We start from the raw sequence: 14390 nt of genomic DNA, 5'->3' as shown, positions 1-14390 counted from the left end.
CACAGTCGCCCCACTCGCGCAGACGCCACGGGCCGCGCCGTCGCGGCGTTAAGGTGAGCGGACAGCCCAGTGACGCCGAGGAGATTCGATGACCAGCACCGACTCGATCACGGATACGCCCGGCGCCGCCGCCGGCGACGGCAGGCCACAGCGTCGCGGATTCGGTATCGACGTCGGCGGCAGCGGCATCAAGGGCGGCGTCGTCGACATGGACACCGGGCAGTTGATCGGCGAGCGGGTCAAGCTGCTGACCCCGCAGCCCGCCACACCCTCGGCGGTGGCCAAGACGATCGCCGAGGTGGTCAACGCTTTCGGGTGGACCGGCCCCCTGGGCGTGACCTATCCCGGAGTCGTCACACACGGCATCGTGCAGACGGCGGCCAACGTGGACAAGGCATGGATCGGCAGCAACGCGCGCGACATCATCAGCGCGGAGCTGAACGGTCAGGACGTCGTCGTCCTCAACGACGCCGACGCGGCCGGGCTGGCCGAGGAGCATTACGGTGCGGGCAAAGGGCAGTCGGGCCTCGTGGTACTGCTCACCTTCGGCACCGGGATCGGCTCCGCGGTGATTCATAACGGGACGCTGATCCCCAACACCGAGTTCGGCCATCTCGAGGTCGGCGGCAAGGAGGCCGAACAGCGGGCGGCGTCTTCGGTGAAGGAGAAGAACGACTGGTCCTACAAAAAGTGGGCCAAGCAGGTCACCAAAGTGCTGGTGAGCATCGAGAACGCGGTGTGGCCGGATCTGTTCATCGCGGGCGGCGGAATCAGCCGCAAGGCCGACAAATGGGTGCCGCTGCTGACCAACCGCACCCCGGTGGTGGCCGCGGCCCTGCTCAACACCGCCGGGATCGTCGGCGCGGCGATGGCCGCCACCTCGGACGTCACCCACTGATTTCGCCCGGCAGAGCCGCAGTACCGCGCACTGTCGTTACAATGGTGCTCGGCGAACGCCCAACCGAATAGCGTGCGACTACTCACGCTGATACCAACGCCGACATCGACATAGCAGACACTTTCGGTTAACCATGCCCAATACCCACCGAAGGTGAGCCCAAACGAAGGGGTGTAAGTGGCAGCGACGAAAGCAAGCCCGGCGACGGACGGGCCGGTGAAACGCACCGCCACGAAGTCTCCGTCGTCCCCCGCCAAGCGACCGGCGGCCAAGGCTGCCAACGGCTCGGCGCCCGCCAAGCGGGCCGCCAAATCAGCGTCGCCGTCCACCAAATCCAAGGCCGAAGCGGCCGCCGACTCCAAGACCCGCGCCGCGGCCAAGGGCGACGCCAAGGCGCCGTCGGCGCGCGGAACCAAAGCCGCCAAGGCCGCGCCGGCGGATCCCGACGCCCTCGATTCCGACGGCGCCGTCGAGGATCTCGACAACGAACCCGATCTCGAGGGCGAGCCCGGTGAAGACCTCGACATCGACACCGACCTGAACCTCGACGACCTCGAGGACGACGTGGCGGCCGACGGCCAGGACGCCGACGAGAGCGAAACCGAAGCCGCCGAGGGCGAGGAAGAGGTCGTCGCGAAGCCGGCCACGGGTGGCGAGGCCGCGGCAGAGGACGACGAGGAGATCGCCGAACCCAGCGAAAAGGACAAGGCCTCCGGCGATTTCGTGTGGGACGAGGACGAGTCCGAGGCGTTGCGGCAGGCACGCAAGGACGCCGAGCTGACGGCGTCGGCCGACTCGGTTCGCGCCTACCTCAAGCAGATCGGTAAGGTCGCGCTGCTCAACGCCGAGGAAGAGGTCGAGCTCGCCAAGCGGATCGAGGCCGGGCTCTACGCGACCCAGCTGATGACCGAGATGACCGAGCGCGGCGACAAACTGCCCGCCGCGCAGCGTCGCGACATGGTGTGGATCTGCCGCGACGGCGACCGCGCGAAGAACCACCTGCTGGAAGCCAACCTGCGATTGGTGGTCTCGCTGGCCAAGCGCTACACGGGCCGAGGCATGGCGTTTTTGGACCTCATCCAGGAGGGCAACCTGGGTCTGATCCGCGCGGTCGAGAAGTTCGACTACACCAAGGGTTACAAGTTCTCCACCTACGCGACCTGGTGGATCCGTCAGGCCATCACCCGTGCCATGGCCGACCAGGCCCGCACCATCCGCATCCCGGTGCACATGGTCGAGGTGATCAACAAGCTAGGCCGCATCCAGCGCGAGCTGCTGCAGGACCTGGGCCGCGAGCCCACTCCCGAAGAGCTCGCCAAAGAAATGGACATCACGCCCGAAAAAGTGCTGGAGATTCAGCAATACGCCCGCGAACCGATCTCGCTTGACCAGACGATCGGCGACGAGGGCGACAGTCAGCTGGGCGATTTCATCGAGGACAGCGAGGCCGTGGTGGCCGTCGACGCGGTCTCGTTCACGCTGCTCCAAGACCAGCTGCAGTCGGTGCTGGAGACGCTGTCGGAGCGCGAGGCGGGCGTAGTACGGCTGCGCTTCGGTCTCACCGACGGCCAGCCCCGCACCCTGGACGAGATCGGGCAGGTTTACGGCGTGACCCGCGAGCGCATTCGCCAGATCGAGTCCAAGACGATGTCGAAACTGCGGCACCCCAGCCGCTCCCAGGTGTTGCGCGACTACCTGGACTGAGCGACACACCAGCGGCCCAACCCGCTCCCCGGCGCAACAAACGTCGGTACCGTACTGATCCATGCGTGGATGGATCCTCGAGGAATCACCGGGCGAGTACCGCTGGGGCGAGGTCCCGACTCCAGAGCCGGGACCGGGCGAGGTCCGCATCGAGGTCCGAGCATCCGCCCTCAACCACATTGATCTCTGGCTGACGCGGGGCATGCCCAAGCCGCGATCGTTTCCGCACGTGTCGGGCTCCGACGTCGCCGGTGTGATCGACAAGGTCGGTCCGGGTGTGGGCGATTGGCAGCCGGGCGATGAGGTCGTGATGGAAGCGGGCATCACCTCCCACCAGGCGATCCTCACCCGCGGCATCGACAGCATCGTCGACCCGGGGACGCACCTGCTCGGTGAGCATCAGTGGGGTGGTCATGCCGACTATGTCGTCGTCCCGGCGTGGCATCCGGTCCGCAAACCCAAGCACCTGTCGTGGGTCGAGTGCGCGGCGTATCCGGTATGTCACGTGACGGCGTGGCGAATGTTGCGCAAGGCCCGCGTGCAGGCCGGCACGAAGGTGCTCGTCGTCGGCGGCGGCGGGGGCGTGGCCGTCGCATCGCTGCTGATCGCCAACTACCTGGGCGCCGAGGTGTACGCGACGTCGCGGGACGAGGCCAAGCGCAAACGCGCCAAGGAGCTCGGCGCAGTCGAGGCGTTCGATTCCGCCGGGCCATATCCGGTCAAGGTCGAGGTCGTCGTCGACAGCGTCGGCGCCGCGACCTGGGAACCGGCGCTGCGGGCACTCGACAACGGCGGTCGCTTCGTGACCTGCGGCGCGACCGGCGGGGTCGAGGTGCCGCTGTTGCTGCCCCGGCTGTTCTTCAAGCAGCAGGAGCTGATCGGTGTGACGACGGGATCCCACCTCGAGTTCGTCCAGGTGACCGATCACATCGCCAGGGGTCTGCCGGTGGTCGTGGACGAGGTATTTCCCTTCGACGCCTATCCCGATGCGCTGACCAAGCTCGCCAAGTGCGAGCAAGTCGGCAAGCTCGTCCTGGAGCACTGAGGTCTCGGTCAAGCCTTACGACGAGAATCGTTGTCCCGCAGGCTGTTTCGGCACCCAGCGAGCGCTTTGGCCAAAGGGCCGCTGCCACCGGGAAATTCGGCTGCGCCGATGGCGCCGCCGCCGTACGGTGACTCCCATGTCGACCAATCGCAAAGTCGTTTCCGGGGAATCCGCCTTCGAGTCGGTGGTGGGTTATTCGCGCGCGGTGCGGGTCGGCCCGCATGTGGCGGTGGCCGGAACGACCGGTGTCGGGCCCGCCGGGGACATCGCCGCCCAGGCACGAGATGCGTTGCGCCGCATTGAGATCGCTTTGCACCAAGCGGGCGCCGCACTCGCCGACGTGGTGCGCACCCGCATCTATGTCACCGACATCTCGCGCTGGCGCGAGGTGGGGGCCGTGCACGAGCAGGTCTTCGGTGCGATACGGCCCGCGGCCACCATGGTCGAAGTCTCGGCGCTGATCGCGCCCGACCTGTTGGTGGAGATCGAAGCCGACGCCTACGTCGACCGCCCGGCGGAGCCGCCGTCGATCGGCGCGAAGGTGCCGTCGTCGGCCGGCGGGTAGGCGGTGACCCGGACCACGGCGGCCACCGGCAACGGGCCGTACAGGTGCGGGAACAACATGGAGTCCGGGTCGGTTGGTACTCCTTGTTCCCACCGCACGGGCGCGTCGAGCCGGGCGGGGTCGATGTGCAACAGAACCAGGTCGCCGCGACCGCGATAGAGACGGTTGGCCGGCAGGTGCACCTGCTCGGGCGTCGACAGATGGATGAACTCGCCGCCACCGGCGGTGTCCGGGTTCAGCCGTCCCACCTGCCGGGCCCGCGCCCACTGCTCGTCTCCGCACAGGTGCACCAGGACGTCACCAGCGATCGTCACAACCCGACACCCTAGACACCGCCCAAACCAAACCTGACCAGGCCGTGAGAAACGACACACCCGATAACGATCGGGGAACAAGGCGAAAACGCCATACGTCTGAGAAAGTGAATGTACGAGAACGGAGAAGCCATGAATGCAACTCTGACGAGTCCGGAACTGACCAGAGCCGACCGCTGCGACCGCTGCGGTGCTGCGGCTCGTGTGCGCGCCAAGCTGCCTTCTGGACTGGAGCTTCTCTTCTGCCAGCACCACGCCAACGAGCACGAGGCGAAGCTGACCGAGCTGGACGCCGTGCTGGAGATCAGCGAAAGCTAGCCCGCACCGAACTCGCCCATCGCCAATGTGGGCGGTGCGAGCGATCTTCGGTAATGCTGGACGGGTATGAGCGAGCAGGTCGCAAAACCGTCGCGCCACCATATTTGGCGGATCACCCTGAGGACTCTTTCCAAGAGTTGGGACGACTCGATTTTCTCCGAGTCGGCTCAGGCTGGTTTTTGGTCGGCGTTGTCATTGCCGCCGCTGCTGCTTGGGATGCTGGGCACCTTGGCCTACGTGGCGCCGCTGTTCGGCCCGGACATGCTGCCCAGCATCCTGCGTCAGCTGATTTCGACGGCACACAGCGTGTTCTCCCCCAGCGTGGTGAACGAGATCATCGAGCCGACCGTCCGCGATATCGCCAACAACGCGCGCGGCGAGGTGGTGTCGCTGGGGTTCATCATCTCGTTGTGGGCGGGGTCGTCGGCCATCTCGGCGTTCGTCGACTCGGTTGTCGAGGCGCATGACCAGACGCCGTTGCGCCATCCGGTGCGCCAGCGCCTGTTCGCGCTGTTCCTCTACGTGGTGGGGTTGATCGGCGTTGTCATGACCGCACCACTGATTGTCTTGGGACCGCGCAAGATCGGTGAACACATTCCGGTCAGCCTGGCGAACGTGCTGCGCTACGGCTATTACCCGGCATTGATCCTGGTGCTGATGTTCGGGGTGGTGATCTTGTATCGGGTATCGCTACCGGAACCGCTCCCGACGCATCGCCTGATCTTCGGCGCGGCGCTGGCCACCGCGGTGTTCGTCATCGCCACGTTGGGCCTGCGCATCTACCTGCAATGGATCACCAGCACCGGTTACACCTACGGCGCGCTCTCCACGCCCATCGCGTTCTTGCTCTTCTCGTTCTTCGGCGGCTTCGCGATCATGATCGGCGCCGAACTCAATGCCGCCATTCAGGAAGAGTTCCCCGCGCCGCGAACGCATGCGCACCGGCTGCGCAGGTGGCTGCTGTCGCGCTCGCCCGGGCTGGCGAAGGCGGCTGACACGCTGTCGAATCCGGTGACGACGAATCCCATCACCGCGCAACGCGACGTCGCGCCGGCCGAGCCGCCGGGCTGATCAGTCTTTCTTCATCCGGTCGTAGATCCGCTTGCAGTCCGGGCAGACCGGTGAGCCCGGCTTGGCCGCCTTGGTGACGGGAAACACCTCGCCGCACAGCGCCACAACGTGGTTGCCCAGCACCGCGCTCTCGGCGATCTTGTCCTTCTTGACGTAGTGGAAGTACTTGGGGGTGTCGCTGCCGGTCCCGTCGTCGACGCGTTCGTCGGTGTCGGTGCGTTCGATCGTTTGGGTCTGCATACCTGACATTGTGCACCGCCGGCAGGCCCCGAAAACCGGCCGAGCCGGAAACGGCGAGTTGTGGGACAGTGGAGAAATGAAGCACGGCTCCGATCCGGGGTTCGATGACTTTGACGGCAGCAAAAGCCGCCCTGTGCTCATCACCGCCGCCGCGACCTCGTACGACGAGCAGCACCGTGCGCGGGTCCGTAAGTACCTGACGCTGATGGCTTTCCGGATTCCCGCGCTGATCCTGGCCGCGGTCGCCTACGGCGCGTGGCACAACGGGCTGATCTCCCTGGCGATCGTGGCGCTGTCAATCCCGCTGCCCTGGATGGCGGTGTTGATCGCCAACGATCGGCCGCCGCGCAGCGCCGACGAGCCCCGCCGTTTCGACGCTGCCCGCCAGCACAACCGCCTGTTCCCCAGGGCGGAACGTCCGGCGCTGGAGGCCCCCCGAGACCCGCAGCCGGAGTGGCCGACGGGGTTTCGCGATGGAATCGATCACGGCTAGTCGCCGTTTCTCCTGAAGGTGCCGCGGCCGACGGACTTCTCAGGACATTCTCAGGTCTGTGGCACATTTCTGCACGTCAAGACGTGTGAGATGCGGGGTCGTTGGGAACTCTCAAAGCTGATCTGTCGTTGAACTCGATGACAGAACAAAGCCGAACGGGAGGTCGCTATGGCGAACGCCAGCACGAGCAGATTTGACGGCGATCTGGATGCTCAAAGCCCCGCAGCGGACCTAGTGCGCGTATATCTGAACGGAATCGGGAAGACGGCACTTCTCAATGCGGCCGGCGAGGTCGAACTCGCCAAGCGCATCGAAGCCGGGCTTTATGCCGAACACCTGCTCGCAACGCGTAAGCGCCTCGGGGAGAACCGTAAACGCGATCTGCAGGCCGTGGTGCGCGATGGTCAGGCGGCGCGCCGTCACCTGCTGGAGGCGAACCTGCGCCTGGTGGTGTCGCTGGCCAAGCGATACACCGGTCGCGGTATGCCGCTGCTGGACCTCATCCAGGAGGGCAACCTCGGATTGATCCGCGCGATGGAGAAGTTCGATTACACAAAGGGATTCAAGTTCTCGACCTACGCGACGTGGTGGATCCGTCAGGCCATCACCCGCGGCATGGCCGACCAGAGCCGCACAATCCGGCTGCCGGTCCATCTGGTGGAGCAGGTCAACAAGCTGGCGCGGATCAAGCGCGAGATGCACCAGAACCTGGGACGCGAGGCCACCGACGAGGAGCTGGCCGCCGAGTCCGGCATTCCGGTCGAAAAGATCAACGACCTGCTCGAGCACAGCCGCGACCCGGTAAGCCTGGACATGCCGGTCGGCTCCGAGGAAGAAGCCCCGCTGGGCGATTTCATCGAGGACGCCGAAGCGATGTCGGCCGAGAACGCGGTGATCGCCGAGCTGCTGCACACCGACATCCGCAGCGTGCTGGCCACCCTGGACGAGCGTGAGCACCAGGTGATCCGGTTGCGCTTCGGCCTGGACGACGGCCAGCCGCGCACGCTGGACCAGATCGGCAAGCTGTTCGGCCTGTCCCGCGAGCGGGTCCGCCAAATCGAGCGGGACGTAATGTCGAAACTGCGCAACGGGGAGCGCGCCGACAGGCTACGGTCGTACGCGAGTTAAGGCCTCACCCCCAAGCTAGGTAGCAGACAGTATGCCCGCCGCGCCAGCGGCGGGCATACTGCTTGTCGCCGACGCGTTACAACCATTCGCGCAGCTGGGCAAGTAGACTCAGCGTCGACGGAGGGTGCTGAATGAACGACCTGGTTGACACCACCGAGATGTACCTGCGGACCATCTACGACCTCGAAGAAGAGGGCGTGACGCCGCTGCGTGCCCGAATCGCCGAACGCCTCGATCAGAGCGGGCCGACTGTCAGCCAAACCGTGTCGCGCATGGAGCGGGACGGTTTACTCCACGTGGCCGGTGACCGCCACCTCGAGCTCACCGACAAGGGCCGCGCGCTGGCCATTTCCGTGATGCGCAAGCACCGCCTCGCCGAACGCTTGCTGGTCGACGTGATCGGCCTGCCGTGGGAAGAGGTCCACGCCGAGGCGTGCCGCTGGGAACACGTGATGAGCGAGGACGTCGAGCGGCGCCTGGTGAAGGTCCTCAACAACCCGACCACCTCGCCCTTCGGCAACCCGATCCCCGGGCTGCTGGACCTCGGCGTGGGTCCCGAGTCCTGGTCCGAAGACGGTCCCCTGGTCCGGCTGACCGAGTTGCCACCCGGCGCGCCGGTGGCCGTGGTGGTGCGCCAGCTCACCGAACATGTGCAGGGCGACATCGACCTGATCTCACGCCTGAAGGACGCCGGCGTCGTCCCCAACGCCCGCGTCACCGTCGAGACCGGCACCGCCGGGGTGACCATCGTCATTCCCGGCCACGAGAACGTCACCCTGCCGCACGAGATGGCGCACGCGGTCAAGGTCGAGAAGGTCTGACCCGGGCTGTCCGTGCCCCCTACCCGGCCCTGCGGCCGAACGGCCGGCGCGGCGGTAGCTGCACGCCGAACTGCTTGGCCAAGCGGTAGCCGGTGAGCGCCAGGTCCCTGATGTCCTCGGGCCGCAGGCCCGATTGCAAGGCGGTGTCCAGCATGCCGGCCATCCGATGGTCGGGCTCGCAGCGCAGCGCCTCCTGCAGCGACACCCCGGCGAGCGGGCCGTCGCCGCGCGCATAGGCGCTGAACGCCATCAAGACCAGCGCCTCGACCCGCCACGGCGAGGGCAACCTGCGCGCCAGCAGCGCCCACAACGACTCGACTTCGCCGGCGCTCTCGCCGACGGCGAGGGCATACAGGATGTCGCGCACCTGCGCGTCGCTGAGCGCGCAGCCCAGCGTCGCCAATTCGGTGTCGGACGGCGATTCCCCGGCCGCAACCCGGCTGGCGACGGACATCGCCGTCTCAACGTCGGCACGGGTGCAGCGAATCGGATGCGCACGATGCGCCGCCCTGCGCCGGGTGGCCTGGCGCCTGATTACACCGGCCAGCGCGTCGCTGCGCGCCTGATCGTCGGGCGTGACGACCGCCTGCAGGTCGGCACGCCGCGGATAGAGCCGCCTGCCTTCGAGCACCGCCGCGGCCGCCAGCGGCGAGGACGCGGGATCGTCGACCAGGCCGCTCGACCCGCAGCCCTCGGCGCAATGCCAGTGGCCGCCGAGGGCCACCTGGTCGACCAGATGCGTGGCCCACAGCTCGACGTTGTGCTGCGACAGGGCTTTTGCGAGCGCCACCGACAGCTGCCGGTATTCCTCGTTGCAGCTTGGGCAGTAGGCCCCGTCCGCGTCGACGATGACCGCGATCACGGCCTCGGGGGCCGCCGCGGCGGCGACCTCCGCCAGGTGCTCCACCCGGTCGGCAAGTTCCTCGGAGAGGTCCACACGCATCACCGAGCCGAGTTTCCCGTCGCCCAAAGACACTAATATCAATGAGTTTTCGGGTACGAAGCCGAGAACGGCCGGCAGCGCGGCGATGAGTGCGCCGGGGCGTAAAAGTTCGAAGTCTTCTCGATGCGTCGTCATGAGCACCCACGCTGACGGCCGCCACCGTCAACCGGTGCGCACGTCCACGGGCCCGGTAGCGGACCTGTGGATGAACCCAGCACTGTGCGTTGCGCTGCCTTACTGTTTAAGCCATGAGTTCGGCGCAGGAGTACGACATGGTCGTCATCGGGTCCGGGCCCGGCGGACAGAAGGCCGCCATCGCGTCGGCCAAGCTCGGTAAGTCGGTCGCCGTCGTCGAACGCGGCCAAATGCTCGGCGGTGTGTGCGTCCAGACCGGCACCATCCCGTCAAAGACGTTGCGTGAGGCGGTCCTGTACCTCACCGGGATGAGCCAGCGCGAACTCTACGGCGCGAGCTATCGCGTCAAGGAGAAGATCACCCCGGCCGACCTGCTGGCCCGCACCCAGCACGTGATCGGCAAGGAAGTCGACGTGGTGCGCAACCAGCTGATGCGCAACCGCATCGACCTGCTGATCGGCCACGGGCGTTTCGTCGACCCGCACACCATCGAGGTCGAGGACCCGTCGCGGCGCGAAAAGATAACGATCACCGGCAATTACGTCGTCATCGCCACCGGTACCCGGCCGGCGCGGCCGTCCGGCGTCGAGTTCGATGAACACCGGGTGCTCGACTCGGACGGGATCCTCGACCTCAAGTCGTTGCCCGCGTCGATGGTGGTGGTCGGCGCCGGCGTCATCGGCATCGAGTACGCCTCGATGTTCGCCGCACTGGGCACCAAGGTCACCGTGGTGGAGAAGCGCGCCGACATGCTCGACTTCTGCGACCCTGAGGTGGTCGAGGCGCTGAAGTTCCACCTGCGCGACCTGGCGGTGACGTTCCGGTTCGGCGAGGAGGTGACCGCGGTCGACGTCGGATCGGCGGGCACCGTGACCACCCTGGCCAGCGGCAAACAGATTCCGGCGGAGACGGTGATGTATTCGGCCGGGCGGCAAGGCCAGACCGACCATCTCGACCTGCACAACGCCGAGCTGGAGTCCGACAACCGCGGGCGGATCTTCGTCGACGACAACTTCCAGACCAAGGTGCCGCATATCTATGCGGTCGGCGACGTGATCGGCTTCCCCGCGTTGGCCGCGACGTCGATGGAACAGGGACGCCTGGCCGCCTATCACGCGTTCGGCGAAGCGTCCGACGGCATCACCGAGCTGCAACCCATCGGCATCTACTCGATTCCGGAGGTCTCCTACGTCGGCGCCACCGAGGTGGAGCTGACGAAGGACTCCGTCCCCTACGAGGTGGGCGTGGCCCGGTACCGGGAGCTGGCCCGCGGGCAGATCGCCGGCGATTCCTACGGGATGCTCAAACTGCTGGTGTCCACCGAGGACCTCAAGCTGCTCGGCGTGCACATCTTCGGCACCAGCGCCACAGAGATGGTGCACATCGGGCAGGCCGTGATGGGCTGCGGCGGCACCGTGGAATACCTGGTGGACGCGGTGTTCAACTACCCGACGTTCTCCGAGGCCTACAAGGTGGCGGCGCTCGACGTGATGAACAAGGTTCGGGCGCTCAACCAGTTCCGGCACTGAACCGCCGGGCTGGCGATCGGCACTAACAGGCGTCGGAAAGGTCGTTCGGGACGGGATCGCCGGGCCCCCCGGCCTCGGCGCGGGCCAAGAGTTCCGCGGTTTGTGCGTCGAACGGCGCCGAGTACGACATGTTCGCGGCGCAGCCGCCCCGCTCGAGACCGCCGATCACCCCGATGAGTGTGGTGCCGCTGACCCAGGGCGCACCGCTGGTGCCGTCCACCAGCCCCTCACACGCCAAGGAGGGGAACCCGGTGTCGGTGACCGACGTGCTGGCCTGGCATCCGATGGGCGAGCCGCCCACGCCTGCCGGGTATCCCAGCACGGTGACGCGGCTGCCCGGCGGAGGAGTCACTCCCAGTGTCAGCGCCAGGCCGGCCCGGGACTCGACGGGAGCGCCGGCCTCGTTGCTGACCCGCGCGATCGCGTAGTCGGCGTGCGGGTCCTTGCTCGCCGTCCAGCGTGGATCGAGGTAGACCGCGTCGGCCTTCCACACATCGGCCGGACCGGGTGCGGCGTCGCCGGCGAAACCGGGAACGAAGGTGATCAGCGAGGCTCCGGCCAGGCAATGCGCGGCGGTCATCATCAGGTTGCCGCCCGTCGAATGCACCACCGAACCGGTGCACACGTGCAGCGGGCCACCGTCGATGAAAATCGCCCCGATGCGCCGATCCGGCTCGACCGGACCCGCGATGGCCTTCTGCTCGGGCTGGCTGAGCCGCTGCACCGGCCCGCCGACGCGCGGGGCGGACACCGGAGCACCCGAAACATGCTCGACGGGACGGTGACACGACGTCAACGACGTCGCCACCCCCACCACCGAGCAGAGCATCAGGATCCGAATGCGCATCGCCTTCATCATGCCTGACCGGTCGGCGGCAGGCCGACTCCCACACATGACGGTGCGCCAACGGGCGTGCGGGCGACCCCCAGGATGTGGTTTGCGGATTACGAGTGAGAATTGTCGCGTTCCAGCTAAGAGCGTGAACGCGAAGTTCGCTGATAGATGTTGGTGCCGCCCGATTCGGGGGACACTCGGTAGGGCACCCTGGAGAGAACTTCGAGAGGAGGCGATCGGAGATGGCTCACCATCAGGAGCCGGATGATCAGTACCAGCCAGGCCAGGCCGGAATGTACGAACTCGAGTTCCCGGCGCCGCAGTTGTCGACGTCCGACGGCCGCGGCCCCGTGCTGGTGCACGCCCTGGAGGGCTTTTCCGACGCCGGTCATGCCATCAAGCTCGCCGCCGCGCATCTGAAAGCGGTGCTGGACACCGAGCTGGTCGCATCCTTTGCGATCGATGAACTGCTGGACTACCGCTCGCGGCGGCCATTGATGACCTTCAAGACCGATCACTTCACCCACTACGAGGACCCCGAGCTGAGCCTGTACGCGATGCGCGACACGGTCGGCACGCCGTTCCTGCTGCTGGCCGGCATGGAACCGGATCTCAAGTGGGAGCGGTTCATCACCGCGGTGCGGCTGCTGGCCGAGCGCCTCGGCGTGCGCCAGACCATCGGCCTGGGCACGGTCCCGATGGCGGTGCCGCACACCCGGCCCACCACGATGACCGCACACTCGAACAACCCGGAGTTGATCGCCAATTTCCAGCCGTGGATCTCCGAGATCCAGGTCCCGGGCAGCGCGTCCAACCTGCTGGAATACCGGATGGGCCAGCACGGTCATGAGGTCGTCGGCTATACCGTGCATGTCCCCCACTACCTCACGCAGACCGACTACCCGGCCGCCGCGCAGGCTTTGCTCGAGCAGGTCGCCAAGACCGCGTCGCTGGAGCTGCCTCTGACCGCGTTAACCGAAGCGGCCGAGGTGATTCGGGCGAAGATCGACGAGCAGGTGGAAGCTAGCGCGGAGGTCGCCCAAGTGGTGGCCGCGCTGGAGCGCCAGTACGATGCCTTCATCGACGCTCAGGAGAACAGATCGTTACTAGCTCGCGACGAGGATCTGCCTAGCGGCGATGAGCTAGGCGCAGAGTTCGAGCGATTTCTGGCCCAGCAGGCGGAGAAGAAGTACGACGACGACGACAAGCCCTGACCCACTCACGTGACGCCCTAGCCGGACCGCCCTCAGCCCGGCCCGACACCAAGGTTGGCGATATGACCGAGCGGAAGCGCAAACCTACGCTCCGCCCGGTGCGTGAAGTGACCGCACCCAAACTCGAGTTCCGCACCATCCACGGTTACAAGCGGGCCTACCGCATCGCCGGTTCCGGGCCGGCGATACTGCTGATCCACGGCATCGGCGACAATTCCACCACCTGGAATACCGTGCAGGCCAAGCTCGCCCAGCGTTTCACGGTGATCGCGCCCGATCTGCTCGGCCACGGGCAATCCGACAAGCCGCGCGCCGACTACTCGATCGCGGCGTATGCGAACGGGATGCGTGACCTGCTCAGCGTGCTCGACATCGAGCGGGTCACCATCGTCGGTCACTCGCTGGGTGGCGGTGTGGCTATGCAATTCGCCTACCAATTCCCGCATCTGGTGGAACGGCTGATCCTGGTCGGCGCCGGAGGCGTGACCAAGGACGTCAACTTCGTGCTGCGCTGGGCCTCGCTGCCGATGGGCAGCGAGGCGATCGCCCTGCTGCGCTTGCCGCTGGTGCTGCCGGCGGTCCAGATGATGGGACGTGTCCTGGGTGTGGCGCTGGGCAGCACCGGGCTGGGCCGCGATCTGCCCAACGTGCTGCGCATCCTCGACGACCTGCCCGAGCCGACGGCGTCGGCGGCTTTCAGCCGGACGCTGCGCGCGGTGGTGGATTGGCGCGGGCAGATCGTCACCATGCTGGACCGATGTTATTTGACCGAAGCCATCCCGGTGCAGATCATCTGGGGCACAAGGGATGTGGTGGTTCCCGTTCGGCACGCTTGGATGGCGCATGCCGCGATGCCGGGCTCCCGCCTCGAAATCTTCGAAGGCTCCGGGCATTTTCCCTTCCACGACGACCCGGCCCGCTTCATCGACGTCGTCGAGCGCTTCATCGATTCCACCGATCCCGCCGAGTACGACCAGGCCAGTCTTCGCGAACTGCTCCGCACCGGCGGCGGCGAGCAGGCCGTCTCCGGTTCCGCTCCCACGCGTGTCGCCGTGCTGAACGCCATGGGCTCCGACGAACGCAGCGCCACCTGATCGCCTCGATCGGTGCGGCCCGACGCGGCGCCGTAAAGTCGGC

General features: G+C 66.7%; 16 protein-coding genes. 12 read left to right on the top strand and 4 right to left on the bottom strand.

Going from position 1 to position 14390, the window contains the following annotated elements:
- Window positions 1-88 precede the first annotated feature (88 nt).
- The 4 genes from ppgK (at window position 89) to AC5Y4T_RS14590 (ending at window position 4212) form a co-directional block, all read left to right on the top strand.
- Window positions 89-898: a polyphosphate--glucose phosphotransferase gene (ppgK, locus tag AC5Y4T_RS14605; protein ID WP_499919409.1), complete on the top strand. Its 810-nt coding sequence runs from the start codon at window positions 89-91 to the stop codon at window positions 896-898.
- Window positions 899-1075: 177 nt separating this feature from the next.
- Window positions 1076-2602 carry an RNA polymerase sigma factor gene (locus tag AC5Y4T_RS14600; protein ID WP_499919407.1) on the top strand — a complete coding sequence of 509 codons (1527 nt, stop codon included), beginning with the start codon at window positions 1076-1078 and terminating at the stop codon, window positions 2600-2602.
- A gap of 61 nt (window positions 2603-2663) precedes the next feature.
- Window positions 2664-3647, top strand: coding sequence for an alcohol dehydrogenase catalytic domain-containing protein (locus AC5Y4T_RS14595; protein WP_499919404.1), 984 nt, complete (start codon window positions 2664-2666; stop codon window positions 3645-3647).
- A gap of 136 nt (window positions 3648-3783) precedes the next feature.
- Window positions 3784-4212, top strand: a complete 429-nt coding sequence (locus tag AC5Y4T_RS14590) for a RidA family protein (protein ID WP_499919401.1) — start codon at window positions 3784-3786, stop codon at window positions 4210-4212.
- On the opposite strand, the gene AC5Y4T_RS14585 is transcribed toward AC5Y4T_RS14590, so the two are convergent.
- Window positions 4146-4526 carry a DUF952 domain-containing protein gene (locus AC5Y4T_RS14585; protein ID WP_499919398.1) on the bottom strand — a complete coding sequence of 127 codons (381 nt, stop codon included), beginning with the start codon at window positions 4524-4526 and terminating at the stop codon, window positions 4146-4148. The two genes, AC5Y4T_RS14590 and AC5Y4T_RS14585, sit on opposite strands and share 67 nt — an antisense overlap.
- 132 nt (window positions 4527-4658) lie before the next feature.
- Between AC5Y4T_RS14585 and AC5Y4T_RS14580 the strand changes: the two genes are divergently transcribed.
- Window positions 4659-4844 carry a DUF7455 domain-containing protein gene (locus AC5Y4T_RS14580; protein ID WP_067346704.1) on the top strand — a complete coding sequence of 62 codons (186 nt, stop codon included), beginning with the start codon at window positions 4659-4661 and terminating at the stop codon, window positions 4842-4844.
- 66 nt (window positions 4845-4910) lie between these two features.
- Entirely contained in the window at window positions 4911-5915 is a 1005-nt protein-coding gene (locus AC5Y4T_RS14575) for a YihY/virulence factor BrkB family protein (RefSeq protein WP_499919393.1), read from the top strand.
- Here AC5Y4T_RS14575 and AC5Y4T_RS14570 read toward each other — a convergent pair whose 3' ends face one another.
- Entirely contained in the window at window positions 5916-6155 is a 240-nt protein-coding gene (locus tag AC5Y4T_RS14570; RefSeq protein WP_499919390.1) for a DUF3039 domain-containing protein, read from the bottom strand.
- 58 nt (window positions 6156-6213) lie between these two features.
- Here AC5Y4T_RS14570 and AC5Y4T_RS14565 point away from each other — a divergent pair, with 58 nt between their 5' ends.
- From AC5Y4T_RS14565 to AC5Y4T_RS14555, 3 genes are all read left to right on the top strand, one after another.
- Complete coding sequence (locus AC5Y4T_RS14565; protein WP_499919821.1) at window positions 6214-6648, top strand: DUF3099 domain-containing protein; 435 nt, start codon at window positions 6214-6216, stop codon at window positions 6646-6648.
- A gap of 168 nt (window positions 6649-6816) precedes the next feature.
- Window positions 6817-7776: a sigma-70 family RNA polymerase sigma factor SigB gene (sigB, locus tag AC5Y4T_RS14560; RefSeq protein ID WP_067127016.1), complete on the top strand. Its 960-nt coding sequence runs from the start codon at window positions 6817-6819 to the stop codon at window positions 7774-7776.
- Between the two features lie 131 nt (window positions 7777-7907).
- Window positions 7908-8597 (top strand): iron-dependent transcriptional repressor DtxR, encoded by a 690-nt coding sequence (locus tag AC5Y4T_RS14555; RefSeq protein ID WP_499919389.1) that lies wholly within the window; start codon window positions 7908-7910, stop codon window positions 8595-8597.
- A gap of 19 nt (window positions 8598-8616) precedes the next feature.
- Here AC5Y4T_RS14555 and AC5Y4T_RS14550 read toward each other — a convergent pair whose 3' ends face one another.
- Complete coding sequence (locus AC5Y4T_RS14550) at window positions 8617-9675, bottom strand: DUF4192 domain-containing protein (RefSeq protein WP_499919386.1); 1059 nt, start codon at window positions 9673-9675, stop codon at window positions 8617-8619.
- 113 nt (window positions 9676-9788) lie between these two features.
- On the opposite strand from AC5Y4T_RS14550, the gene sthA reads away from it, so the two are divergent.
- Window positions 9789-11204, top strand: a complete 1416-nt coding sequence (sthA, locus tag AC5Y4T_RS14545) for a Si-specific NAD(P)(+) transhydrogenase (protein WP_499953965.1) — start codon at window positions 9789-9791, stop codon at window positions 11202-11204.
- Window positions 11205-11226: 22 nt separating this feature from the next.
- Here the strand turns inward: sthA and AC5Y4T_RS14540 are convergent, their stop codons facing one another.
- On the bottom strand, window positions 11227-12063 hold the full coding sequence (locus AC5Y4T_RS14540; protein ID WP_499919382.1) for a trypsin-like serine peptidase: 837 nt from the start codon (window positions 12061-12063) through the stop codon (window positions 11227-11229).
- A 218-nt stretch (window positions 12064-12281) separates the two neighbouring features.
- Between AC5Y4T_RS14540 and AC5Y4T_RS14535 the strand changes: the two genes are divergently transcribed.
- Window positions 12282-13253: a proteasome assembly chaperone family protein gene (locus AC5Y4T_RS14535; protein ID WP_499919380.1), complete on the top strand. Its 972-nt coding sequence runs from the start codon at window positions 12282-12284 to the stop codon at window positions 13251-13253.
- Window positions 13254-13315: 62 nt separating this feature from the next.
- On the top strand, window positions 13316-14347 hold the full coding sequence (locus AC5Y4T_RS14530) for an alpha/beta fold hydrolase (RefSeq protein WP_499919379.1): 1032 nt from the start codon (window positions 13316-13318) through the stop codon (window positions 14345-14347).
- Window positions 14348-14390 lie beyond the last annotated feature (43 nt).

The organism is Mycobacterium sp. NGS11 (assembly GCF_059813315.1).
The sequence above is the reverse complement of the archived record's forward strand: the minus strand, read 5'-3'. Positions and strand labels throughout refer to the sequence as shown.